The organism is Cystobacter fuscus DSM 2262 (genome assembly GCF_000335475.2).
Classification (GTDB): domain Bacteria; phylum Myxococcota; class Myxococcia; order Myxococcales; family Myxococcaceae; genus Cystobacter; species Cystobacter fuscus.
The window spans coordinates 82,446-107,579 of record NZ_ANAH02000023.1 but is presented as its reverse complement, the minus strand read 5'-3'; the positions used below and the strand labels follow the sequence as shown (position 1 = coordinate 107,579).

At 66.9% G+C, this 25,134-nt stretch carries 18 protein-coding genes; 11 read left to right on the top strand and 7 right to left on the bottom strand.

What is annotated here, in order from left to right; genetic code table 11:
• Positions 1-103: 103 nt before the first annotated feature.
• Both D187_RS56465 and D187_RS31875 read left to right on the top strand, forming a co-directional pair.
• Positions 104-514, top strand: coding sequence for a hypothetical protein (locus tag D187_RS56465; RefSeq protein ID WP_002624596.1), 411 nt, complete (start codon positions 104-106; stop codon positions 512-514).
• Positions 505-1,968, top strand: a complete 1,464-nt coding sequence (locus D187_RS31875) for a DUF3943 domain-containing protein (RefSeq protein WP_043432379.1) — start codon at positions 505-507, stop codon at positions 1,966-1,968. Before D187_RS56465 ends, D187_RS31875 begins: the two co-directional genes overlap by 10 nt.
• A 1-nt stretch (position 1,969) precedes the next feature.
• On the opposite strand, the gene tsaB is transcribed toward D187_RS31875, so the two are convergent.
• From tsaB to uppS, 5 genes are all read right to left on the bottom strand, one after another.
• The gene (tsaB, locus tag D187_RS31870) at positions 1,970-2,704 is read right to left on the bottom strand and encodes a tRNA (adenosine(37)-N6)-threonylcarbamoyltransferase complex dimerization subunit type 1 TsaB (protein ID WP_002624594.1); all 735 of its coding nucleotides are present in this window, start codon (positions 2,702-2,704) and stop codon (positions 1,970-1,972) included.
• Between the two features lie 11 nt (positions 2,705-2,715).
• Positions 2,716-3,177 carry a septal ring lytic transglycosylase RlpA family protein gene (locus D187_RS31865; protein ID WP_002624593.1) on the bottom strand — a complete coding sequence of 154 codons (462 nt, stop codon included), beginning with the start codon at positions 3,175-3,177 and terminating at the stop codon, positions 2,716-2,718.
• A 9-nt stretch (positions 3,178-3,186) separates the two neighbouring features.
• Positions 3,187-4,821 (bottom strand): RIP metalloprotease RseP, encoded by a 1,635-nt coding sequence (rseP, locus tag D187_RS31860; protein ID WP_002624592.1) that lies wholly within the window; start codon positions 4,819-4,821, stop codon positions 3,187-3,189.
• A gap of 78 nt (positions 4,822-4,899) precedes the next feature.
• Positions 4,900-5,727 carry a phosphatidate cytidylyltransferase gene (locus tag D187_RS31855; RefSeq protein ID WP_002624591.1) on the bottom strand — a complete coding sequence of 276 codons (828 nt, stop codon included), beginning with the start codon at positions 5,725-5,727 and terminating at the stop codon, positions 4,900-4,902.
• The gene (gene uppS, locus D187_RS31850) at positions 5,724-6,521 is read right to left on the bottom strand and encodes an undecaprenyl pyrophosphate synthase (RefSeq protein ID WP_043432378.1); all 798 of its coding nucleotides are present in this window, start codon (positions 6,519-6,521) and stop codon (positions 5,724-5,726) included. The genes D187_RS31855 and uppS overlap by 4 nt, the downstream gene beginning before the upstream one ends.
• Positions 6,522-6,818: 297 nt before the next feature.
• Here uppS and D187_RS31845 point away from each other — a divergent pair, with 297 nt between their 5' ends.
• Positions 6,819-7,868 (top strand): aldo/keto reductase, encoded by a 1,050-nt coding sequence (locus D187_RS31845; RefSeq protein ID WP_043432376.1) that lies wholly within the window; start codon positions 6,819-6,821, stop codon positions 7,866-7,868.
• An 18-nt stretch (positions 7,869-7,886) separates the two neighbouring features.
• Positions 7,887-9,524: a CocE/NonD family hydrolase gene (locus D187_RS31840; protein ID WP_002624588.1), complete on the top strand. Its 1,638-nt coding sequence runs from the start codon at positions 7,887-7,889 to the stop codon at positions 9,522-9,524.
• Between the two features lie 8 nt (positions 9,525-9,532).
• On the opposite strand, the gene pip is transcribed toward D187_RS31840, so the two are convergent.
• The gene (pip, locus tag D187_RS31835) at positions 9,533-10,492 is read right to left on the bottom strand and encodes a prolyl aminopeptidase (RefSeq protein ID WP_002624587.1); all 960 of its coding nucleotides are present in this window, start codon (positions 10,490-10,492) and stop codon (positions 9,533-9,535) included.
• Positions 10,493-10,663: 171 nt separating this feature from the next.
• On the opposite strand from pip, the gene D187_RS31830 reads away from it, so the two are divergent.
• The 3 genes from D187_RS31830 (at position 10,664) to D187_RS31820 (ending at position 15,128) form a co-directional block, all read left to right on the top strand.
• Entirely contained in the window at positions 10,664-12,181 is a 1,518-nt protein-coding gene (locus tag D187_RS31830) for a Crp/Fnr family transcriptional regulator (protein WP_002624586.1), read from the top strand.
• A 183-nt stretch (positions 12,182-12,364) separates the two neighbouring features.
• A complete protein-coding gene (locus D187_RS50665; RefSeq protein WP_002624585.1) occupies positions 12,365-13,633 on the top strand; it encodes an SH3 domain-containing protein in 1,269 nt (422 codons plus the stop codon).
• A 247-nt stretch (positions 13,634-13,880) separates the two neighbouring features.
• Entirely contained in the window at positions 13,881-15,128 is a 1,248-nt protein-coding gene (locus D187_RS31820) for a hypothetical protein (protein WP_002624584.1), read from the top strand.
• A gap of 579 nt (positions 15,129-15,707) precedes the next feature.
• Here the strand turns inward: D187_RS31820 and D187_RS55630 are convergent.
• Positions 15,708-16,208, bottom strand: a complete 501-nt coding sequence (locus tag D187_RS55630) for a hypothetical protein (protein ID WP_155893730.1) — start codon at positions 16,206-16,208, stop codon at positions 15,708-15,710.
• 36 nt (positions 16,209-16,244) lie between these two features.
• Here D187_RS55630 and D187_RS31815 point away from each other — a divergent pair, with 36 nt between their 5' ends.
• From D187_RS31815 to D187_RS31800, 4 genes are all read left to right on the top strand, one after another.
• The gene (locus D187_RS31815; RefSeq protein ID WP_043432374.1) at positions 16,245-19,712 is read left to right on the top strand and encodes a M23 family metallopeptidase; all 3,468 of its coding nucleotides are present in this window, start codon (positions 16,245-16,247) and stop codon (positions 19,710-19,712) included.
• 83 nt (positions 19,713-19,795) lie between these two features.
• On the top strand, positions 19,796-20,665 hold the full coding sequence (locus tag D187_RS31810; protein ID WP_002624582.1) for a hypothetical protein: 870 nt from the start codon (positions 19,796-19,798) through the stop codon (positions 20,663-20,665).
• 25 nt (positions 20,666-20,690) lie between these two features.
• Positions 20,691-22,853 carry a hypothetical protein gene (locus tag D187_RS31805; RefSeq protein ID WP_002624581.1) on the top strand — a complete coding sequence of 721 codons (2,163 nt, stop codon included), beginning with the start codon at positions 20,691-20,693 and terminating at the stop codon, positions 22,851-22,853.
• Positions 22,854-23,233: 380 nt separating this feature from the next.
• Positions 23,234-25,012 (top strand): Ig-like domain-containing protein, encoded by a 1,779-nt coding sequence (locus tag D187_RS31800; protein WP_002624580.1) that lies wholly within the window; start codon positions 23,234-23,236, stop codon positions 25,010-25,012.
• Positions 25,013-25,134 lie beyond the last annotated feature (122 nt).

Sequence of the window (25,134 nt, the reverse complement as noted above, 5' to 3'; positions counted from 1 at the left end):
GGCAAACGTCGACTCATGGATGCGAGCGACCCTTCCGCGAGCGGTCCCCCACCGGGGGTGGTACGAGGGCCGCGCCGTTCCTTCTCCCCCTGGCGACCCGAGCATGCTTTCCCTCCTGTTGAGCGCGACCCTCCTGGGAGCCACCCCCTCCGCTCCGGCCGATCCCCCCGCCACCGACTCCCCGCCGCGCGCGCCCGTGCTCTCCCGGGCCCCCTTGGTGGCCGGCATCGGCGCGGGCCTGACCTTCACCGGCACGCTCGTCTGGCTGGTCGCCAACGTCCAGGAGGGCAGCGTGGCCTCGCTGCCCGTGAGCCCCGCGGAAGTCCAGGTGGAGCGCTGGAAGCGCCAGCAGACCCAATTGGGCGGCATCGGCCTGGCGCTCGTCGGGGTGTGCACCGTGGGGATCGCGGCGGCGATGTGGAACTGGGGCCCTCCGCCCCCGCGCGCGCTCTCCGCGGCGCCCCTGCTGCTCCCGGGCGGAGGCGGCGTGGCCCTGGGAGGGACGTGGCCGTGAGAGGGGGCGCGCTGATGGCGGCCCTGCTGTTGACGTGGGGGTCGCTCGGGCACGCCGCCGAGGTCCCCCCGGCCGCCCTGCCCGAGACCGAGAAGGCGCAGGCCCCCAGGGAGCAGCCTCCCGCGGACGCGCCGCTGCGCCGCAGCTACCTCGTCCCGGCGTTCGAGGCCGCGGCGTTCAACATCGGCCTGTTCTCCTTCCACAACCTCATCACCCGCGAGCCCTTCGCCTTCATCTCCTGGGAGACGACACGCGGACACTTCGATGGCTCCCACGGGTGGACCTTCGACGTGGACCAGTTCATCACCAACCAGTTCGGCCACCCCTACCACGGCTCGCTCATCTACAACTTCGCGCGCTCCTCCGGGATGCCCTTCTGGCGCGCGGGCCTCTACAACTTCGCGGCCAGCCTGGGCTGGGAGTACTTCGCGGAGAACGAGGCCCCGGCCATCAATGATCAAATCACCACCACGCTCGGCGGCATGTTCCTGGGCGAGGTGCTCTACCGCACCTACCGCGCCGTGATTCCCGAGGGGGGCGGCCGGGTGAGTCCGCTGCGGCGGCTCACGGGACTGCTCCTCAGTCCGGGCGCGACGCTGAACGACTGGCTGCTCGGCGGAGAGTCCTCCTCGGGCGACATCGACTCGGCGCCGCCGCTCTCCTTCGTCCTCACCCCGGGCGTGAGCCTGATGACGCGGCTGGAGGACCGCACGGCCACCACGCCCAGGCTCCTGCTCGAGGCGGGGCCGCAGGTGTCGCTGGCGGCGGAGCTCACCTACGGGGCCCTGGGGGATCCGACCTGGCGCTACCGCCACCCCTTCTCCTACTTCGACGCGAGCGCGGGGCTGACCTTTCCCGGCGTCATCATGGGCAACCTCTACATCCGGGGACTGCTGCTGGGCGGGCAGTACGGGGGCCTGACGAGCCCGGTGAAGGGGCTGTGGGGCCTGTTCGGCCTCTATGACTTCGGCGCCAACAACATCGTCCGGGTGTCGTCCGTGGGCCTGGGCCTGGGGACGACGGTGCAGGCGAGACTCGGCCAGGAGGTGTTCCTGCAGGGCAGCGCCATCCTGGGAGGCCTGGGGTTCGCCGCGGCGGGAAGTCTCGGCCTCGAGTCGCTGCTGGTGCGCGACTACCACGTCGGCCCGGGCGCGGAGGGCATCCTGGAGGCGAAGCTCGTGCGCCGGGGCCTGGGGATGTTGCGGATGCGCGCCCGGCACTGGTGGGTGACGGGCGTGTACGCCGAGCCCCGGGACGGCTTCGAGTCCATCACCTACGTCACCCTCGACGGGCGCGTCCGGCTGTCCCAGCACCTGGCGCTGGGGCTGGAGCTGCCCCTGTCCCTGCGCGCCTACGACTTCGGGCCGGACGCCACGCAAGCCATCGGCGGAGGCGGCGCGCGCATCACCCTGAGCTTCATGCCCGACGATGCCTTCGGGGTCGCCGGCCCCTGAGTCAGTCTTCCTTGAGACGCGCGGTGGGCGCGGGTCCGGGCAGCGGAGGAAACTTGGGGTTGAGCTCGGGCGCGGAGGCACGCACGTAGTGCGGCTCCAGCGCGAAGAGCGCCTCCAGCGACTGCGTCTCGGGCAGCCGCGCCAGGTGCGCGAGCGCCACCGCCGAGGGGAACGTGGGGGCATCGAGCAGCCGCGACGGGGCCACGCCCAGGCGCTCCAGGGCCGCGCGGTACTCGGGCAGCGCGGGGCCCAGGGCGAGCGCCTCGGGCTCGGCGGCCATGCGCTGGGCGACCTCCTCGGGACTCATGGCCTCCTCGGGGCCCAGGGCCTCCACACCCAGGCCCGTGCGCCGGTAGCGCCCCAGGTAGAGGTCGTCCTTGCGCGCCACCGCGAGGGCGAAGAGCGGCGGCCCCTCGGGCCCCTCCAGCGCCACGGCCGCGAGCGACGAGGCCCCGGCCACCTTGAGCCGCGCCGCGTACGCGAGCCCCTTCACGCACGACAGGCCGATGCGCAGCCCCGTGAAGGAGCCCGGCCCGAGGCCAATCACCAGCCCCTCCAGCGCGCCGAGCGTCACCCCGTGACGGGCGAGCACTTCCCCCACGACACCGGGCAGCGCCTCGCTCTGCTTGCGCGGCGGCGCCACCACCAGGTGCTCGAGGACGCGCAGCCCCTCGCCCTCCCGCTCCACCAGGGCCAGGGACAACGTGAGCGTGGAAGAGTCGAGCGCGAGGAACATGGGGAGGGCTTCTACCCCGCCCGCGACTCGTTGGGCACGTCGAGCTGCACGTCGAGCTGCGAGGTGCGGGTCGCGCAGCGGTAGAGCCGCACCCGGGCGAGCCCCTTGTCCAGCAGATCCAGCTTCTTCGCCGCGACGTGCGACACGTCCACCACCCGGCCCTTCACGTAGGGGCCCCGGTCGTTGACGCGCACCTCCACCGAGCGGTTGTTCTCCATGTTCACCACCTTGAGGCACGTGCCGAAGGGCAGCTTCGGGTGGGCGGCGGTGTACTTCTTCGGATCCAGCTTCTCACCGCTGGCGGTGGCCCGGCCGTTGTAGCGATCGGCGTAGTAGGAGGCGAGTCCCTCCTCCAGGTAGCCCCGCGTGGCGGAAGCGCGCTCCGCCGTGTCCTCGTCGCCCCGGGTGGCCCGCGCGGCACAACCCGACAGCAGCCCCAACCCCACGCTCACTCCCACGAGCAACCGCCGCATTCCCACCTCCTATCGGGTGATGTCGTTGAAGAAGGCCATGCCCATGAGCGCCACGAGCAGGATGAGGCCGACCACGTTGGCCATCTCGCGCACGCGCACCGGAATGGGGCGGCGGCGGATGGCCTCCCAGAACGCCGACAGCAGGTGGAAGCCGTCGAGGATGGGAATGGGCAGCAGGTTCATCACCCCGAGGTTGATGGAGATGATGGCCATGAGGTGCAGGAAGCTGTCCCAGCCCTGCTCCGCGCTCTTGGAGGCCAGCTGGTACATCATCACCGGGCCGCCGAGCGTCTTCGTCGACACCTGGCCGCTGACGAGCCCGCCGATGACCTTCACCATCTGACCGACGATCTTCGGCACCACGACGACGGCCTCGCGCAGCGCCTCGCCGACTCCGAGCGTCACCACCACCGTGTCCACCGGCAAGAGCTCCGCCGAGGAGGGCAGCCAGGGCCGCACACCCAGCTCCAGCCGCGAGGTCTCCTGACCCATCTCGTCCGTGCTGGTGCGCATCGTCTGGGCGAGCTGCTGCGTGTGCTCCTGCCCGTCCGTGGACGAGCGCCAGGAGAGCGTGAAGGGCTTGTCCTTGAGGGTGCTCAGCTCTCCGGCCAGGACGTTGAAGGAGCGCAGCGGCTCGCCGTTGAAGCTCACCAGCCGGTCTCCCGCGCGCAGGCCGGCCTTCTGCGCCACGCTGCCGGGAAACACGGACGACACGTACATGTCCGAGGGCTCGGCGCCCAGGGCGGAGAAGCCATCTCCCCCCGGCTGCCGCTCCAGCTTCACCGTGGCGAGGGTGGGCACGCCGCCCGTCGTCGCGCCCACCTCCACCGGCTGCGAGCGCTGCACGGTGACCTCGAGCGGCCCCTGCAGCTTCGCCAACTGCTCATGGAGCGCCGCCTCGTCCGGGATGTTCACCCCGTTGACGGACAGGACGCGGTCGAAGCTCTTGAACCCCGCCTGGGCGGCGACCGAACCCGCGGGCACGCCCAGCACCGCCGGCTTGCGGATGGGCTGGATGCCAATCTGGCCCCGCTCCACCGAGTCGACGGCGCTGGACTCGACGATCTTGCGCGGCGTCACGTTGAGCGTCGTCGACTGGCCGTCGCGCTCGATGGTAACGGGCACGGGGCGATCGAAGCGGCCGACGAAGGCCTCGCGCAGATCCTCGAAGGTGCGTACCGGCTCGCCCTCCACCGAGGTGATGCGGTCACCCGGGCGGATGCCGGCGACGGCCGCGGGCATGGCCGGATCCACGAAGCCCACGCGGGTGGAGGTGGCCTCGTGGGCGCCCACGAACACGAAGAAGTAGATGAGGATGGGGAAGACGAGGTTGAAGACCGGCCCGGCCACCACGATGAGCGCGCGCTTCCACGGCGCGGCGTTGAGGAAGCCCCGGTCGGCGTCCTCGGGCGCCAGCTCCTCGTGGGGCGCGTCGCCGGCCATCTTCACGTAGCCGCCCAGGGGCAGCAGCGCCACCTGGTACTCCGTCTCCCCCTTGGTGAAGGCGAACAGCTTGGGCCCGAAGCCGATGGAGAAGCGGATGACCTTCACCCCACAGGCCTTGGCCACCAGGAAGTGGCCCAGCTCGTGGACGGTGACGAGCACGCCGAGCAGCAGGATGAACAGGGCGGTGTCTTGAAACATGGGCCCAACAGTAACCGTGGGCCTCCGGCGCGACAATCCGCTTCGAGGCCCGGCGTCCAGGCAAGCGGACATTCGATGCTACGGCAGAACTCCGCGCAGGAAGGTGACGTACACGAAGACCAGGGGCGCGTTGAAGACGAGGGCGTCGATACGGTCCAGGATGCCGCCATGCCCCGGCATGGCCCGGCCCGAGTCCTTCACCCCATAGGCGCGCTTGAGCATGGACTCGCACAAGTCGCCAATGGGCCCGAGGATGCCGCCGCAAATGCCCAGGAACACACAGTCCGTCACCGTGAGCAGGGGGAAGAAGCCGGCCCGGGCGATGAACATGCCGACCACCGAGCCCACCAGCCCTCCGGCGAAGCCCTCCCAGGTCTTGTTGGGGCTCACCGCCGGGTAGAGCTTGTGCCGGCCCAGGAACCGCCCGGCGAAGTAGGCGGCGGTATCATTGGCCCAGGTGATGACGAGCGCGGCGATGACCCACATCAGGCCTTCGGGCATCTGGCGCAGGGCGCACATGGCCGTCAGCCCCACCGAGCCGTACAGGAACCCCATCACCAGGTGGGCCACCCGCGTGGGCGCCTCCTGCAGGGGGCCCCGGATGAGGTGGAAGGTGAAGGCGAAGATGAGGAAGAAGGCCGTGACCCAGAAGGCCCCCTCGCCCGTGCGCTCGGGATGGCGCAGGGCCAGCAGGGGCAGCGCGCCGGCGAGCAGGATGCCCACCCAGGCCGCGGGCGACAGCTCCTTCTGGGTAATGAGGTAGTACTCGCTGACACAGATGGCCGAGGCCACGCCCAACAGCAGCGCGGTGTACAGGCCACCCATGTAGAGCAGGAAGACGACGACCGGCAGCAACGAAAACGCCGACACCGCCCGGACGACGAGATTCTTGTTCTTCTCGTTCACGCCTTGGCCCGCTGGGAGTCCTCTCGCTTGACTTGCGCGGAGGTGAGACCGAAGCGCCGTTCGCGCTGCTGGAACTGCGCCAGACACCGCAGGAAGGCCTCGGTCCGGAAGTCCGGCCAGAGCACGTCGCTGAAACACAGCTCCGCGTACGCCATCTGCCAGAGGAGGAAGTTGGACATGCGCTGCTCGCCACTGGTGCGCACCACGAGATCCACCGCGGGCAGATCGTGCGTCCAGAGATAGGACTCGAAGGTCTCGCTGTCCAGGTTCTCGGGCACCAATTCGCCCCGGCTGGCGGCCTCGGCCACCCGGCGAGCCGCCTGCAGGAGCTCCTCGCGCCCTCCATAGGAGAGCGCCAGGGTGAGCACCATGCCCGTGTTCTTCGCCGACTCCGCGCGCAGCCTGTCCAACGGCTCCTTCACGAAGCGCGGCAGCTTGTCCACCTCGCCAATGGCGTTGAGGCGGATGCCGTTCTGGAGGATCTCCTCCCGCTCGCTCTCGAGGTACTCGCGCAGCAAGTCCATCAGCGCGGCCACCTCCTCGGCCGGGCGGGCCCAGTTCTGGGAGGAGAAGGCGTAGAGGGTGAGGGCCTTGAGCCCCACGCGGCGGGCGCAGCGGGTCACCTCGCGCACGCTGGTGGAGCCCTCGCGGTGCCCCTCCATTCGCGGCAGGCCACGCATCTCCGCCCACCGGCCGTTGCCATCCATGATGATACCCACATGGCGCGGCAGGGGGCGCTCCTGCACGAGTCGCTCGAGGGCTGTCAGAGAAGGGGGTGAGGCAGGGCGTTCCATGAGGGTGCGCAAGATAGAGATCCCACCGGGCCGCGTCCACGGGCGCGTGCGGGAGTGGTCGTCCAGCCCCCCCGAGCGGTCGTCCCGTCAACGGGAACGGTCCCCTCCTCCCCAGGCGGGTTCCCGAGGCACCCCTCTTTTCCACCCAGCCGGAATCCAGGCCAACGGCGAGGAGCACGGTGGGTGAAACGGGTGGGATGGACGCGCGGGGTCGACATCTGGACACCGGGGGCCCGGGAGCCGCCGCGGCGGGGCCACGGCATGCGAGCTTTCCTCGTTCACCACCGAGAGGAGCGCATGGACTCGTCACGCAGGAAGTTCTTGCATCTGGCCGGAATGGCCGCCGTTACGGCGAGCCTGGGGACGAGGCCGGAGGCCGAGGCCGCCGAGGGCCCGAGCGCCCAGGGCAGCGCGGCCACCAGCCCGGAGGCCATTCCCATGAGGCCGTTCGGCAAGACCGGCGTGAAGGTCTCGGCCATTGGCGTGGGCGGCTTCCACATCGGCAAGCCCGAGGACGAGAAGGTTGGCATCCGCATCATCCAGGAGGCGCTCGACGCGGGCATCAACTTCATGGACAACGCCTGGGACTACCACAAGGGCCGCTCCGAGGAGATCATGGGCAAGGCCCTCGAGGACCGCCGGGACAAGGCGTTCCTGATGACCAAGGTGTGCACGCACGGCCGCGGCAAGGACGTGGCCATGAAGCAATTGGAGGACTCGCTGCGGCGGCTGCGGACGGACCACCTGGACCTCTGGCAGATCCACGAGGTCGTCTACCCGAACGATCCCGAGCTGCACTTCAAGAAGGACGGCGTGGTGGAGGCACTCACGCTGGCCAAGAAGCAGGGCAAGGTGCGCTTCGTGGGCTTCACCGGGCACAAGCACCCGGACCTGCACCTGGAGATGCTCAAGCACGGCTACCCGTTCGACGCGGTGCAGATGCCGCTCAACGTCTTCGACGGCTCCTTCCGCAGTTTCGAGCAGCGGGTGCTCCCCGAGGTCCTCCGGCGCAAGATGGCGCCCCTGGGCATGAAGAGCCTGTCGGGCAACGCCGAGCCCGTGAAGAAGGGCGTGGTGACGGTGCAGGAAGCCCTGCGCTACGCGATGAGCCTGCCGGTGGCCGTCACCATCAGCGGCATGGACTCGCTCGAGGTCCTCCAGCAGAACCTGGCCATCGCGCGCGGCTTCAAGCCGATGACGAAGCAGGAGATGGCCGCCCTGCGCGAGCGCGTGGCGCCACTGGCCGCCGACGGCCGCTACGAGCTGTTCAAGTCGACCATGGTCTACGAAGGCAACGAGGGCCGGGAGCAGCACGGCTTCCCGCCCCAGGGACAGATGCAGGGCTAGGTGTTAAGGCTGGCGGCCATGACCGTCGCCAGCCGCGTCCTCTCGCGTCTCCTGGAACTGCCCCCCGCGGACACCCATGACGTCATCGTCGAGCGGGATCTCGAAGTACCGATGCCCGATGGGGTCAAGCTGCTGGCGGACCGGTACGTCCCTCGCGGGGGCGACAGACTTCCGACCCTCCTGGTGCGCTCGCCCTATGGCAGGGGGAGCTTCTTCGGGCTCCAGTTCGGCAGGCTCTTCGCCGAGCGCGGCTTCCAGGTGCTCATCCAGAGTGTCCGCGGCACCTTCGGCTCGGGGGGCCGGTTCGATCCGTTCCGCGACGAGCGGGCCGATGGGCTGGCGACGCTCGAGTGGATGAAGCGGCAGGACTGGTTCTCCGGGGAGTTCGCCACCCTGGGCCCCAGCTACCTGGGCCTCGTGCAATGGGCGCTCGCGCGTGACGCGGGACCCACCTTGAAGGCGATGGCGGTACACGAGACCGCGTCCCAGTTCCGGGGCCAGACGTACGCGGGCGGGGCCTTCTCGCTCGATACCGTGCTGTCCTGGGTCCACCTCGTGCGCACCCAGGAGAAGGCCGGGCTGGGCGGAGTGCTCGCGCGGCTCGGCGCGGCCCGCAAGCTCAAGCCCCTCTTGCGGCACCTGCCGTTGAACGAGGTGGATACCCTCGCGGTCGGCGAGCGCGTTGCCTTCTACCAGGACTGGCTCGAGCACGACGCGGAGGGCGACCCGTGGTGGAACCCCGCGGACTTCAGCGGCTCGGTCTCCGAGGTCACCGCCCCCGTCCACCTGATTGGCGGCTGGTACGACATCTTCCTGCCCTGGCAGGTGAACGACTACGCCGCGCTCCGCCAGGCCGGACGCACCCCCTACCTGACCATCGGCCCCTGGACCCACGTCGCTCCCGCGGGGATGGCGGTCGCCGCGCGCGAGTCCCTGGTGTGGCTCAAGGCCCACCTCAAGGGAGAGCGCCATCTGTTGCGAGAGGCGCCCGTGCGCGTCTTCGTCATGGGCGCGAACACCTGGCGCGACTTCTCGGAGTGGCCCCCGCCGGGCGCGCGTCCTCAGCGCTGGCACCTGCAAGCCGGCCGGGGCCTGTCTCCCGCCACGCCCGAGGCCTCGGAGCCCGACCGCTACCGCTATGACCCGGCCGACCCGACCCCCACCGTGGGCGGCGCGCTCCTGACGCGCGAGGCGGGCCCCCGAGACAACCACGAATTGGAGTCGCGGCCCGACATCCTCACGTATACGAGCACCCCCCTGGACAAGGATCTCGAGGTCATCGGCCCCGTCCGGGCCGAGCTCTTCGTCCGCTCCAGCCTCGCCCATACCGACTTCTTCGCCCGCCTGTGCGACGTCGACGGCTCGGGCAAATCCATCAACATCTGCGATGGACTGCTGCGCCTGGTTCCCGGCAGGCCCGCCCCCGAGCCGGATGGCACCCTGCGCGTCACCCTCGAGCTATGGCCCACCGCCCACCGCTTCCTCGCGGGCCACCGCCTCCGGCTCCAGGTGTCCAGCGGGGCCCACCCGCGCTACGCCCGGAACACCGGCAGCGGCGAGCCGCTCGCCACCGCGAAGACGCTCGTGGCCGCCGACCAGAGCGTCTTCCACGACCCCGCGCACCCCTCCGCCCTCGTGCTGCCCGTCATGGGCTGAGCGGGAAGCTACGAGCGGAACCGGTCCGTGGCCTCGACGAGTGCGTCGGTGGTGCCCGGCTCGTACGCCGAGTGCCCCGCGTCCGGGATGATCTTCAGCTCCGCCTCGGGCCAGGCCCTGTGCAAGGCCCAGGCGCTCTCGATGGGACAGGGGATGTCGTAGCGGCCCTGGACGATGACGGCCGGGATGTGGCGGATGCGCGGCACGTCGTCCAGCAGCTGGGTGTCATTGCGCAGGAAGGCGCGGTGGACGAAGTAGTGGCACTCGATGCGCGCGAAGGCGAGCGAGTACGCGTCCTGGCCGAAGAGCGCGACGAGATCCGGATTGGGCACGAGGTTGCTCGTCCGAGCCTCCCAGACACTCCAGGCCCGCGCCGCCTCCTGCCGCACCCGGGCATCCTCCCCCATCAGGCGCCGGTGGTAGGCCTGGACCAGGTCGCCGCGCTCCTCGGGAGGAATGGGCGCGAGGAAGTCCTCCCACGCATCCGGGAAGAAGGTGTGCGCGCCGTGCTGGTAGAACCAGCGGATCTCCTGCTCGCGCAAGAGGAAGATGCCGCGCAGCACCAGCTCCGTGACGCGCTCCGGGTGCTTCTGGGAGTAGGCCAGCGCGAGCGTGCTGCCCCACGAGCCCCCGAAGACGAGCCACCGCTCGATGCCCAGGTGGCGTCGCAGCGCCTCCATGTCCTCCACGAGGTGCCAGGTGGTGTTCTCCTCCACGCTCGCGTGGGGCGTGCTCCTGCCGCAGCCGCGCTGGTCGAAGAGGACGATGCGGTACGCCGAGGGATCGAAGAAGCGCCGCTGCTTGGGATCCGAGCCTCCGCCCGGCCCGCCGTGGACGAAGATGACCGGCTTGCCCTTCGGGTTGCCGCTCTCCTCGAAGTAGATCTCATGGAGGGTGGACACGCGCAGGCGGCCGGTGTTGTAGGGCTCGAGGGGCGGGTAGAGGGAACGAAGCGCGGGGGGGGCCATGGCAACCTCTCTTTGGGTCGGACCGGGCACCCTAGCAGCCCTCGCGCCCTGTGACGGTGCTCACTCGCCGGATGTTGGCCCCGTCACAGCCTCCCCGCCGCCCTCGGAGCAGAGTGCTTCGTGTCAGGGCAAGCCACTCCCCACGACACGACATCCCCGTTCGAGGCCACCATGTCCCGCATCACGAGCACCGACGTCATCCGCCCCCACACCCTGTCCGCCGAGGAGCGCCGCCAGCTCACCGACGACCTCTACGCCGTCCACCAGGAGATCTTCGACGGCGTGGACCGGGAGGCCTTCGCCCGCTACGTCGTCGAGTCCAAGGCCGAGCACACGTGGATCCTCGTTCACAAGAACGAGGCGGGCGCCATCGTCGGCTACTTCGCCATGCACCTCTTCGAGAAGCAGCTCGGCGGAGAGTCCCTGGCCGTGTTCCGCGCGGAGGCGGGCTCGCTGCGCGCCTACCGGGGAGGCAACGTCAACGCGCGCTTCATCCTGGCGCGGCTGGGACGCTACATGCTGGAGCATCCGGGCCGGCGCGTGTTCTACCTGGGCTCGTTGGTGCACCCGTCCAGCTACTCGCTGCTCACCAAGTACTTCGGCGAGGTGTGGCCGCGGCGCGAGCAGGAGACGCCACCGGAGTTCCTCTCCCTCATGTCCTCACTGGCCTCGGAGTTCGGCCAGGAAATGGTGGATTCCACCCGGCCGCTGATCCGCCGCGTCGGCTGGCGCACGCGCGAGTCGGAGATGGAGCGGGAGTACTGGAAGCACTGTGACAAACCCGCGGCGCGCTACTTCCTCGAGGCCAACCCGGGATACGGCCAGGGGCACGGACTGGTGACGGTGGTGCCCATCACCCCGAGCAACCTGCTGAGCGTCGCCCTGTCGCGGCTGGAACAGCGGCTGCGCCAGCCCCTGGAGAAACTCGCGGCCCGGGTGCAGCGCACCTGGCTCGGGGCCCGCGTGCGCTCCGCCCAGATGGTTCAATCGTTGCGCCGCGTGCCGTTCCTCGCCCACCTCGACGAAACCACCCTGCGCCGCATCGCCGCGCGCGCGGAGCGTCATGTGCTGCCCGCGGGCCAGTACGTCTTCCAGGCGGGCAACGCCAGCGACGAGCTGTACCTGCTCGAGCGCGGCGCGGTCTACGTGCTGGCCCCCACGGCCCAGGGCGAGGTGCTCGTGGACGAGCTCGGCGGCGGCACCGTGTTCGGGGAGAGCGCCCTGCTCACGGGCGAGCGCCGCTCGGCCTCCATCCGCACGGCGACCACTTCGACGGTGGTGCGCATTCCCCGCTCTGCGCTGCTGCCCCTGCTGGAGGCGGATGGGCGTCTGCGCGAGGGGATGTGGAAGATGTTCGCCGAGCGGCGCTTCGATGACCTGGTGCGCGGGTTCGAGCGGTACGGCTTCCTCGGACGCAAGGACCGGCTCGGCCTGTTCCAGCACGGCGAGCACCGCGAGCTGGCGCCAGGAGAGGTGCAGGCGCTCGAGGAGGGCTCCCAGCTGTTCGTGTTGTCGGGCGCGGTGGATTTCGAGCACGAGGGACTGAGGGTGTCCCAGCGCGGCTCCACGCTCCTGGAGGCCCGGCGGCCGCTCCAGGTGGAGGCCCGGGAGGCCACGCGGTTCGTCCTGCTGAAGCCGGAGGCGGTGCGGGGAGACGGCAAGGAGGCGCCCCCGCGCGTCGCGGCGTAGCAGCGGGAGCAGGAGCGGCCAGCGCATGAATGTGGCGCGGCCGGAGCCGTCCTTGACCCCAATCCGGCGCTTCAAGCAGGCTTTCCCCCTCGTGAGGAACGTCGGAAGGGTGGACGAAACGGTGCCACACCGGATGGTGCGGACACGGGCCCACCCCACCCTACATTCCCGAGGGAAGGATTCATGCGGAAGAGGACCAGCGGGTTTCACCTGCGGAGCTGGGCGCTGTGCCTGGGAGTGATTTGGGGGACGCCGGGCCGGGCGCAGGAGGCCGGGAGCGTCTACATCCAGGGCTCGGAGGTGAATCTGCGCGGCGGCGCGAGCACGGATGGGGAGGTGGTGAAGAAGGTCCTCATCGGCACGGAGTGCCAGAAGCTGGAGGGCGCGCAGAAGAAGGGGTGGGTGCGCCTGAAGTGCGGCGAGGCGGAGGGCTTCACGCTGGAGAAGCTCGTGGGAGCGGACAAGCCCAATCTGGAGACGCTGCTGGCACAGGCCCAGGACGCAGCGAAGAGCGCCAAGGAGCGCCTGGATGCCGCGGCGCGCGCGGCCACATTGGAGCCCCAGAACGAGCAGGCCTCACAACTGCTCACCCAGCTCTTCTTCGACGTCAACTTCGAGCAGCTCGCCAAGGACAAGAGAAAGGGCGGCCTCCACGAGTCCTTCCTCGTCGTGTGCAATCCTCGCGGTATGCAAAACCCAAGGACACACGAGCAATGCCTGACCGATGAACTCGAAAAAATCGAGTACGACTGGCACCAACTCAGCATCAGGGATGACCGCTTCGTCAGCGCAATGTTCCGGGAAGGCAATCTCGTCGTCTACACCGGGCACATGAAGTCGAGAGCGAAGGGCCGGTTCGACCCCGAGGATGATGAATTCAACATCGTCATCGAGTCGAGAAGCAGGTCACCGATCGCGGACGCCCTCAAGGCCTCCTTGCAAAAAGGAGCACGCAGCGCGGACCCGGATGCAAACAGGTACTCAAACTTCGAGGGCGAATACGCGGGGATGCCAGTGCTGTCTCCGGCTGCCTATCGGATATTCCGTTCGCTCCCCTCCGTTTGGTACAACCTGACAGAATGGTCCGGAGAAAGATACATCCTGGTGAACTGCGGGAGCATTGTTGGAAGAGTACTTCATGTGGATGTCCACCACAGGGCAAGCATACAAAGAAGTGATCTCCCCCGAGTAGAAGACGTTCCACAAACCGATAGAATCAAGGACATTTCAAAGAACGACTCCGTCCACCATTTTGAATTATGTAATTACCGTGGATGCCAGACTTCTCAAACCCTGACCTGGCCAACGGACGAACCGGGTATTGCTCGATGGAAGACCGAGCAACTCCAAGGCTCAGATGGAAAAGCCCACGTACTGAATGAGTATTTTTCCACGAACAAGGGTGCTCCCAACGAAGTTCGTTATCACCATTGCTATGAAGGCATCCAATAATGGAACCGTAACCATTCGCCGATTCGCCCCGAGTCTCTTTCTCCCATTCATCAGAGCGAGGGCCCCAGTTGCACCCAACAACCCGAACCTATGAATGTGGCGCGGCCGGAGCCGTCCTTGACCGCCATCCAGCGCTTCGAGCAGGCTTCCTCCTCGTGAGGAACGTCGGCATGGCGGACGCAACGGTGCCGCATCGAGTGCCGCTGACATGGGCCCACCCCGCCCTACATTATCGAGGGAAGGATTCATGAGGAAGAAGAGCAGTGGGTTTCACCTGTGGACCTGGGCGCTGTGCCTGGGGGTGCTGGGAGGAGCGCCGAGCCGGGCGCAGGAGGCCGGGCCCGTCTACATCCAGGGCTCGGAGGTGAACCTGCGTGGCAGCGCGAGCACGGATGGGGAGGTGGTGAAGAAGGTCCTCATCGGCACGGAGTGCCAGAAGCTGGAGGGCGCGCAGAAGAAGGGGTGGGTGCGCCTGAAGTGCGGCGAGGCGGAGGGCTTCACGCTGGAGAAGCTCGTGGGGGCGGACAAGCCCAACCTGGAGGCGCTGCTGGCGCAGGCCCAGGACGCGGCGAAGAGCACCAAGGAGAGACTGGACGCCGCGGCGCGCGCGGCCACCTTGGATCCCCAGAACGAGCAGGCGTCACAACTGCTCACCCAGCTCTTCTTCGACGTCAACTTCGAGCAACTCGCCAAGGACAAGGCCAAGGGCGGCCTCCACGAGTCCTTCCTCGTCGTGTGCAACCAGAGCATCATGCGGTCGAATTTCACGCATGAGGAGTGCCTGACTCGGGAATTGGAAAAAATCGAGTACGACTGGCATCAACTCCGCATCAGGGACAACCGCTTCGTCAGTGCCATGTTCCGGGAGGGAAATCTGGTCGTCTACACCGGGCACATGAAATCAAGAGCGAAGGGCCGATTCGATCCGGAAGATGATGAGTTCAACGTCATCGTTGAATCGCGAAGCAGCTCGACGGTCTCGGACGCGCTCAAGGCTTCCTTGCAGAAGGAAGCGCGCACCTTGGATCCAAGCGAAACCAAGTACTCGCTCATCGATGACGAGTCGGCGGAGATGCCGACGCTATCTCCAGAGTCCTACAAACTATTCCGTTCACTTCCTTCTATTTGGTACAACCTGCAAGAGCAATCAGGGGAGAAATTCATCCTGATGAACTGCGGGGTCGTCAATGGGAATGTGCTTCGGGTGGACATCCATCGGCGCGCAAGCATACAAACCAGCGAACTGCCCGAAGGAGAATTCCCGCGAAGGGTCGCAAGAATCAAGGACATCTCGAAAGACGACTCTGCCTACAACCTACAACTATGCATCACCCAAAAATGCCAGACGTTGCTAACAATTACCTGGCCAACAATCGAACCAGACATTTCCCGGTGGAAAACCGCCCCCCCGGCCCCTTCTGATGGTTTCTATTCCACATCCAAGGGTGCGCCTAACAGGATTAAACACAGAGATTGCCACCACGTCACGGAGTGACGTGGCCACAGGGGGGATGAAATGGGAATCCAGCAAGAATTCTTCTTGAGCGAAAGCGCACAAGGCCTACTGGCTGACACCAACATCGTGGAGGTAGACAGCAAGTCTGGAACGCTTCTCCGCGTCTTCCCTGTCGATCAATACGAATTCCCAGAGGAGATCAAGAGGCAAGCCAAGGAATGGCACGTACTCAAGGTTCCACTGCTTGGCCAGAAAGTGCTGGCAACTGAAGAGTCAGACTGGTGCGGACGCACATCGGCGTCCATGCTTTATAATTACTTCCAACTCATACGGGGTGGGAACCAACGGCAAAAATATATTACGCACTCGAGAGCCGGGGACCCAGAATGCGTGCTCGATCTCCGATATCCAACGGGTGAGCGCGCCTTTTTCGGAATCCCCGCTGACAAATCCATCAAGAAGAATGGATGGACAACCTACCCGAAGGCGAATTACGAAGTAGGGGGCGAATGCCTTGAACCGAATGGAGAGATTCCACTTCCTCTCAATCGCATCTTCCCTTCAACGGGAGCCCGTCCGATTGGGCTTGGGGGTATTCTTCGCTATCGAGCGCCGAACTCAAAAGACGAATTCACTGGCAACCTGCTTCCCGATCCCCTGCGTCACGCCGTCGGCGAGATAAAGGGCAGCGAAGCTCGGATCCGGGAAAGATTTTCCCACATCATGGAGTGCCTGCGAGCCAACAACCCGGTGGTCATCTATACGGGCTTTGGGATGCGGAGCAAGCGACTCGGCAACCCTCTTCATATCATTGCCATTGTTGGCTATTGTATCATCCAAGTTGGAGCGGAGGAGCAACTCTGGTTGGTCACCGCCGATCCATCGTCTAAATACAATCTCGTTCAAAGAGGACGGATGTCCACGCCAAACCCCAGGGGCTTCGTGGATTTGGGCGCCAGGATTGGTCCAGCGCACATGCTCTTCAGAATGCGCTCTGGCATCAGCCCCCAGAGTTCCTTCCCAGAAGGGTTCGCGTCTTTCAATCTGGTGCGAGCGAAAGTCTTCTTCGAAAAAAACCCGGAGACTGTTGGTTCCAGTTACGACCTGTTCCTGGATCATTCTCAGAGCCCTTGTGGACGCTACATCTACCGGGAGGTGAAGACCGACGCTCCTCCCGAGGTGGTCGACAGCAGCTTCAACCGGCCCAGGTACAGCTTTCCCTTGCGCGGGAACACCGTCTCCACCAGCCCCTGGCAGGGCTACCACAACAACGAGTCGCTCGACACCGGCATCGGTGGCTATTACGTGCTCGGCCTCCAGCGCAACCTCCACGGCGGTGTCCATTTCTTCCCGCCCGCGGAGCAGAAGCTCGCTCCCGTCAATGCCGCCGCCCCCGGCTACGTCGTGGCCGCCCGCCTTCCCGGGGACAAGGCCCCGTGCCTCCAGGACGGCGTCCTCGAGGCCTTTGGCAACTGGCCGGGGTTCGTCCTCGTCCGCCACGAGCTCGAGGAGATGCCCTCCGATTCACAGGCCAGGCCCCGCCGGGGCACGTTCTACTCGCTCTACATGCATCTGAGCTCCCCCGTCTTTCCGCCGGGTGTCGCGGACAAGCCGAGCCAGAAGCCCACGATGCTGGACAACTACTTCAGCCAGGTCCCCTGGTTCCGCGAGCTGTACAAGCGGCGCTTCGGGGCCTGGGTCAACATCTCCGGCCAGGGAGCCGAGCCCGGCACGCTGCGCTGGGCCCAGGAGCCGGTTCCCCCCTCCGACCAGGAGCCCCCCAAGCCCGGCGGCCCGAAGCGGGTCTGCAAGGTGCTCGCCGACAATCTCTCGCTCGAAGACATCACCGTCTGTGACAGCGAGGGGCAGGTCCATTGGCTCTACAAGGCGCCACCGGCCAATCTCAAGGCCGCGCTGATCGCGCTCGAGAAGGGCCAGGTCATCACCTTCGCGGAGCCCTTCTTCCCCGTGGAAGCTGGAGAAATCCTCGGCTTCTTGCGGCCGCTCCCAGGCCACAGCGCGATCCTCCACGGACATCTCAAGGACTTCGAGGACGAGCGCAATGCCCCGGAGTCCGCCCGCAAGAGCAAGGAGATGAAGCTCGACGCGGGGTTCATGCACTTCCAGGTGTTCAGCCCAGAAGACGCCCCCGACAATGGCATCAAGCTGCTCGTCGAGCTGGCGGAGAAGATCGACACCAAGGACGGCGGCAAGCCCCGGTTCGTCGAACTCAAGGAGGACACCCAGGACAACTTCCTGGAGCTCGATGAGATCAAGAACCATCTCACGACGACCCTCCCCCCGGAGGATCAAGCGGACTTCAACAAGGCGACCCACCAGTACTTCGCCCAGTCCAGCCAGTCCGATGACGACGGTTTCGGCTACGGCCCCGCCGTCGCGAACTTCCTCGACCAGAACACCTCCTTCGCGCCCCAGGCCAAGGCCCCCGACTGGGAGTCCTGCCACCGCTTCAACTACCCGCTGACGCTCGAGATCGAAACCGTCTACCTGCCCCCTCCAGCCCAGAACAGCATGGTCTCCGGTGGCAGCTACGAACTCGAGTTGCTCTTCGAGCGGGCGCACGGGGACGAGTGGAAGCCCATGCCGCGCCCCCTCAAGGGCTGTGAGTGCGGCCCCTTCGCGGGGAGCAGCGCCGGTTGCAAACCCGCGAGCCTCAAAATCGACGCGAAGAAGCTCGGTGAGGCCAAGAACGGACTGCTCTCGTTCTCGTTGATGGTGCCCGCGCTCGCCGAGCGGATGCGCCTCAAGGCGGCGAGCGGCTTCGTCATCGACCAGACCATGTCCCTGCCGGGCGCCGATGGCCGGATGTTCGTCGAGGGCATCACCCGGCGCTGGCGCAACGTCCGTCTCATCCAGAAGAACGAGTGGGTCCCCGAGAACGCCAGGACGGTCCTCAAGAAGTTGATCGCCGCGCTCGAGGAGCAGGGCCAGCAGCATCCGAAGGAAGAGGATGTGTCGCAGGTCGCGTGGTGTGATCCGGAAAAGGAAGCCCACATCCCCCGGATCATCGAGGGCGAGGAGAAGGCCAGCACGCCCCTCTTCTCCGACTCGGGCCCGCTCGCGCCGGGCCACCTGCTCGAGAACCTCCACCCGGTCACGTCCGTCTGGCTGCTCAACGTGCTCGACAAGCAGAAGCAGGCCGTCGTGCGCGACAACTGGCCCGTACCGGGCTTCCGCAAGGAAGACCCGAGCCCGCTCTACTTCGGTGGCGTGAAGAAGGCGGGCGAGCGGCGCCTCGGTGAATCCCTCCTCGTGACCGTCATCGACGAGGACTACGGCTACGACAAGGAGAACCGGGTCACGCTCCTCGCCCGGCAGGGGGCGAAGACCCTCCCGATCGCCTCGGGCCGGCAGTTCGCCCCCGGAGGGAACATCGTGCAACCCCTCCCACTGTCCTTCTGGGGCGATTGGACCCTGGAGCTCACCGATACCTCGACGCCCCCCAAGACCCTGTCGCCCAGGCACTCGTCCGAGCTCCTCCAGACGAAGTTCTCCATTCCCCGCCCGAAGCTCGTGGGCGAGCTGGACGGCGAGGATCCCATCGTCATCGAGCAGCCCATCCGGTTGGCGGATGGAAGCTGGCGCTGGTTCTTCCCCTTCGAGGAGCCCGCACCGCTCGAACTCCCGGGCTTCATCTCGTTGCGGCTCAGCGAGACGCCCCAGGGCCCCGGTACGCCCCAAACCGAGGCGATGATCCCCTTCACCGCGCGTCCCGTGCCGCCCAGCGAGGGGCCCCAGCTCGATGACAAGATGTTCAAGCGGGCTGAGGCCAACAAGGACTTCATCGTTGGCCTGACGGCGGAGGGAGAGAAGGTCTTCTCGAAAGGAAAGAAGACGCTCTTCCTCATCAAGGACCGCGTCTCCTTCAACGACTGTCTGGCGGCCATGGACATCCGCGTGGGCTGGGGGCTCGTGAAGGGGCTCGCCGTGCTCAAGGCGAAGAAGGTCCCCTTCGAGTTGCTGACCATCAAAGAGGACGGTCTGTCCTGCTCCCTCAAGTTCGACGGAAAGCCGGACAAGCTCCAAGCCGCCCTCGAGGGGGAGAACGCGAAGGTGGAGCTGGTCAAGAAGGACAAGAAGACGTTCTTCGACGTCTGCTTCACGTCCGCCCGCTGTGAGGATCCACGGCAGCAGGCCCTGTGGCTCTTCGACGAAACGTGCGAGTTCGTCCTCAAGAACAAGCCCACGACGGCCAAATCCAAGCTCGGCGCCCTCCCCTACCCGAATTACGAGAGCGCCTGCCGCGCGGGCCAGTCCCCACGCCTGCACGTGATGCTCGTGGCGGCGCTCGGCCAGGTCGCCGCCCAGAACAAGAAACTGCCGCCGCTCGTGCGCATTGAAACCGGGGGCCTCTCGTGCGTCCTCAACGTCGAGGGCAAGGGCGTGGCGGACCGGGTGCGCGTGGCCGCCGCGGAGGCGGGCACCTTCGACGTGGATGTGGCGGACCCCGCGGACAAGCGGCTCCTGCGGCTCACCGCGCACCCCGGACGTAGGAACTGGTTGTCCGTCTCCTTCCACCCGGCCGGCTCTTCGACCTGCTCGCCCGGGGAGACCTCCCGCCCGGCGCCGAGCGCTTCTATTGGTTCGACTTCACCGCCCTGAGCGGGCTCCCCCTGCTGTACCCCTTCGGCGGCGAGACCACGGGCGAGGGCGATGGTTCCATCACGCGGGCGCGCTTCGAGGAGTTGAAGGCGGAGGCGTCCGACAGCCTGCGCATCTCCCACCCCCGGCCGGGTCTGTACCGGAAGGTGGGCTTTCGCCCGATGGATCCCCAGACGCGCGCCGTGCTCGCCTTCAAGCCCGTTCCCAAGATGGGAGTGTGCGAGCTGGAGATTTCCGCGTGCGTGTCCGGAACGCCCGAGGATCTCAACAAGTTCACCGCCCGCTTCTCCCGCCTGCTCCCGGGAAGCCAGAAGTGGGAGGTCCTCAAGAACTTCGCCGCGTTGAAACCCAAGAAGCTCGCCGTCCGGAGCGGAGAGGGCGTCGCGGACTGGCTCGTCTCGGCACGTGTGCCCTACCCCGCCGGAAGCAAGGCCGCGAGCCTCGAGGGAGTCCATCAATTCAAGCTGGAGCTCGTCTCGACCGATCCGAGCGCCGACCTCAAGAGCCTGCAGGCGGAGGGCAAGTATGACTTCACGCCTCGGTGGGAGGGGGACCTGAAGGTGGAGCGCAAGGGCGAGGTGGTGGAGGTCCGCTGCCATGCCGAGGGCGTCGAGGTGCCGGTGCCCGGCACGAAGGATGCCGCCGCCTGGGCGGTCGCCCGCGAGTTCGAGCTCGTCATCGACTTCGATTCGAAGGGCAAAGCTCCCGAGAGCAGCACCCCGAAGCCGAAACCGGAGGACGTCCGGTACGCCACGCCGCACCCGAAGAGTCCACGCGGGGGTTGTGATCCGAATGGCGACTTCGTCGCGACCATCGAGGTCCAGGCACTGGTTCCCGGCATCCAGTACCAGTTCTCGGTCCGGCGCCCGCTCGACGCCAAGAGCAAGAAGCCGAGGCCCGTGCGCCAGAGCGACATGATGCCGTGCAGTGCCCCATTCAAACTCGAGAGCTGATCCGCTCCCAGGAAAGGACACCCACATGGCACCGACCGAGAACGCACCTGGGAGCGAAGCGCCGTCCACGACCTGCCACCTTCCGCTGGGCTATGACGGGGTCCTGCGGATCCGGGCGGCGCCTCGCATCAACCTCACGCCCGAGCGCAAGGATCAGCCCGCGCCGCGCGACCTGAACGACTGGCCCGTCCAGATAGGCGGAGAATGCAGGAACGTGATCGAGCCGATACCGTGCAGGCTCGAATGGATCATCCAGGGGGACAGCCTCGCCGACAAGCGGGCCTCCCACCCACGCGAGACCTGGCTCGTTCCCAAGGGGAAGGTCTTCCAGGTCCTGGAGAAAGATGCCACGGGGCACCGGCCACTGCGTGTCTCCATCCTGGAACTCGGCCTCATCGGCACGGGGCGCATGGGCTACCGGATCGAGCCGTCCCTCTTCGGCAATGAGGCCGTCGAGGTCCTCCCCACGGACCCCAAGAGCATCGCCTACGCGTTGAAGGCGGACATCCGCTTCAGCCCCCTCGCCCCCGCCTTCGAGGAGAAGTTCCAGAAGGCGATCGGCCTGCTCGGGATGCACGTCGGGTCCGGCATCCAGCTCGAGCCGGACTTCTGCGAACTCTTCAAGGGGCTCCAGGCGACGGTGGACATCCATCCCACGCCGCCCGAGGGTCTGGAGCCCGATGAGCAGGCGAGGGTCCGGATGGAGTGGGTGGTCGGGGATTCGGCGACGACCGGGCGCTTGCGGTGGAAGGTGGGGTTCGCTTCCACACCGGGCGATGAGGAGGGGGAGTGGAACGAGGACCATCTCCTCGCGACGGGCGGGGTCGAGTCGACGCCAAAGCTGGCCTTCCAGTATCAGCTCACGCTCACGCGCCCGCCGCCTCCCGCTCCGGAGAAGAAGGAGAAGAGCGCCCAGAAACCGGCCGCGCCGCTGGAACAGCTCCGGCCGCTTCCCCGGCCCGCGCTCACGGTGGACAGGCCCCGGTTGACGGACTTCACGGTGTCGCTGAACAACGGCGAACTGGCCATCCAGGGCGCGTTCGAGGGCTTCCACGAGAACGTGGCGCTGGATCTGCAGCTCACGCCCTACGTTCTGTACACGGAGGGGGACACCCAGCGGCTCGAGGAGCTGGGCGACTACCTGGAGGGCTTCCTCCTGGAGTTGCTCTCCGAGCGCCTGTCCAACGCGGGCGACCACTCCCGCGCGCCCCGGAACGAGGACTTCTTCTTCCTGGCGACGTGCTCACCGGATGACATCCAGACGCGGCTGGCTCCACTGGAGAACCTGTCGGTCACGAGCCGCCAGAACAGGTTCCAGCACACGTTCTTCAACTTGAAGAGCCTGCCGCGCGAGGACGTGCAGGCGCTCAAGAAGGTCAAGGGCCTGGAGGTGTTCGTGGTCCTGACGCCCCTGCCTCACGGGGCGGACAAGAACGTGCCCGTCTGGGCCATCGCGGACTACGCGGCGCGCGAGGGCCACAACGCCTCCGTCGGCTTCGCTCCCTTCGATTCCGGCGCGTTCGTCTCACGCGTCTTCGCCTCGGGGGTCTGCAGCTCCAACTCCGTCACCCCCTCGGGCCACATCGAGGCGCTCTACTCGCCCATGCCCGTCGTCCCCGCGGATCGGCGGGAGGAGTTCGAGATCTTCGTCGCCACGATCTGCGGTGAGGCCATCGGGCAGAGCCCGACGTCCTGGGCGGGTGTCGCCCACACGATCATGAACCGGGTGGGACGCAAATACGAAATCTGGGAGCGATGCCTCTCGGCGGCCGAGATCATCCAGAACACGGGGTTCGAGGCCTACCAGAAGAAGATCTATCAGGAGGCCATTCAGTGCATCAGAGCACCCGCCCATTCACAGATGAAGGATCGCGACAAGGTGAAGGCCATCATCGACGTGGTGACGCCCATCTTCATGCGACAGGCGGGAAACATGGGCGACGTGGTCTACTTCTACAGTCCGAAGGCCCAGAGCGACAAAGGCCGCTCCACCCCTGCTTTCGTCTCGCAAGGCGGTGACAAGACCCTGGTCTGCATCAACAACCAGCTCTTCAAGACCGCCCCGGAGGAGAAGAGGCCGGATGACTTCCTGTTCTACGCGTTCAAGTACCCGGAGAAGTGGCCGCACCAGACGCAGGAGGAGCTCCGCCAGACGCGCAAGGCTCGCGCGGAGAAGAAAAGCGCATAGAGGGTGATGAACCGGGGCGTGGACGGAATCGTCCACGGCCATCTCGGGAAACTCCCGGGCCCTCTGGATTCCGTCTCTCTTTGACCCGCCACGGGTCTTTCGACTCACATTCCGCGGCCGCCACGGTGGACGCAATCGTCCACGGGGCTCCCTGGATTTACCCGCCATGATGTCTGGATTTGCATGAAAGACACACGATCCGTGTGTCACGAATCAAATTTCAAACGCTCCTGATCTTGAGGTAGAGAAGTACCGCCTGGCTTCACACGGGGCATGCCTTGTGCCGACGTAGCGAGGGAACGCGCGCGGCCGCGGGGCGGAACCGTCAGACCCAGGGTGAAGGAACCCGACGTTTCGCCGAACATCAGGAGAAAACAAACATGCTGGGTCAACCGAGACGGTGGATGCTGGGAGTAGGTCTCGCGGCCGCGCTGGTCCAGGGCTGTGGCGGAGACGAATTGGAGGTGGAATTCCTCTCACCCGCCGAACGGACCGAGACCCGGGGCGATCTGGGCATTGCCCTGACCGTGACAGGGGGCGCTCCGGACCGGGTGGACCTCTACGTGAATGACGGCTGGCTGGCCACGATCGGGGACGCCAGCTACCGCTGGGACACGACCGGCTGGCCCGAGGGTGAGTACACGCTGGAGGCCCGGGCGTGGATCGGCGAGCAGGTCTACAAGAGCGAGCCTCGCAAGGTGCGCGTGGACCGCACGGCGCCACTGCTCCTCACCACCTTCCCCTCGCGTGGCGAACCCCAGGTGCCGGTGAAGGCGGCGCCCATCGCGCTCAAGTTCTCCGAGCCACTGACCACCTCGGCGCTCGGCACCCTGACCCTGCGCCTGAACGCGAGCGGCGGGGGAACACAACTGCTCTCCCCCTCGGGGCTGTCCGAGGACCGCAAGACGCTCTTCTTCCCGGCCCACTCGATGAACATCACGCCGCCCCAGACCATCGCCGCCACGCTGATGGGCCGGGCCGAGGATCCCGCGGGTAACTCCTTCCTCTCGGGGAACGTCGATTCGGCCTGGGCCTGGCAGGTGCCCGTCTTCATCCCGCTGGGCGAGGTGATGGGAAGCCTGCTGCCCACGGATGAGCCCCCCCTCCTCTCGGCCCAGGGACCCACCTTGAGCCTGAACAGCGAGGGCCGCCCGCTCGTCTCCTGGCGTGCGTCCTCCTCCTCCGTGGTCGTCCGGAACTGGGATGGGCAGGGCTGGAAGTCGATCCCCTCCAAGCCCTTCCCCGCAAGCGATCTGCGCGACGTCGGGGCGGACATCGCGTTGGACGAGTCCGGCATTCCCACCGTCGGCTGGATCAGCCGGGACGCGAACAGCTCGTCGATCTCCGTGTGGAGCCACCAGGGGGATGACTGGGCGAGGCAGTTCACCGTCGGACCCAATCCCGAGGGTCCCTTCCCCTTGATCGACCGGGCGGCGCTCCGCCTGTCGAAAAACGGAACCGCGAGGCTCGCCTGGCTCGCGGGGTCGAAGACGGCTCCCGGCTTCGGGGGCCTGATGATCTACTGGCGGGGGCCGACCGAGGACACCTCGTTCTTCAATACCTACTCGCAAGGCACGGCCCTCCTGGGACGCCACCTGGCGATGGAGACGAACACGACCCTGGACTCCCTCGCGCTGGCGTGGAGCGAGCGCGTGGACAACGGCTACCGACTCATGGTCATCCGCCGCCAGGATTACTCCTATGAATGGAGTGAGTGGCCGATGCAGGCGCGTGACGCCCTGCCCGGCAACCCCTCCCTGGTGCTGCAGTCCAACGGCGAGCCCATCGTGGCCTGGAACGAGCCGGGTGCCATCCAGGTGCGCCGCCTGAAAGGCAACACCTGGACGGCCGTGGGCACGCCCATTCCCATTCCCTCCACGGTGGACGTCACCTCGGTGGTGCCCGTGCTCGCCCTGGACAACACCGAGCAGCCCGTGCTCGCCTGGAGCATGCCCGGCAAGGCCGAGGTGTGGCGCTGGAATGGCTCGGCGTGGATGCGCGTGGGGGAACTGAATCAACCCGTCTCCGGCGAGACGTCCTCCCCCTGGCCCCTCCAGTTGCAGGTGGAGAAGTCGGGAACTCCGGTAGTGGGCTGGCTCCGGCCGGACGCCAACCAGCCCGGGCGCGGCGTGATGGAAGTCTACCAGCTCAACCGCTGAGCCGTCGGCTCCGGCACACGGCCCGGAAGCGGGCCGTGATCCCGGAAGTCCCTCTTTTGTATTCCAACGGGGCCCCGGGAGAGCAACGGGCACCCGCGAGGAGCCGAGTGAACCCGAGGTGG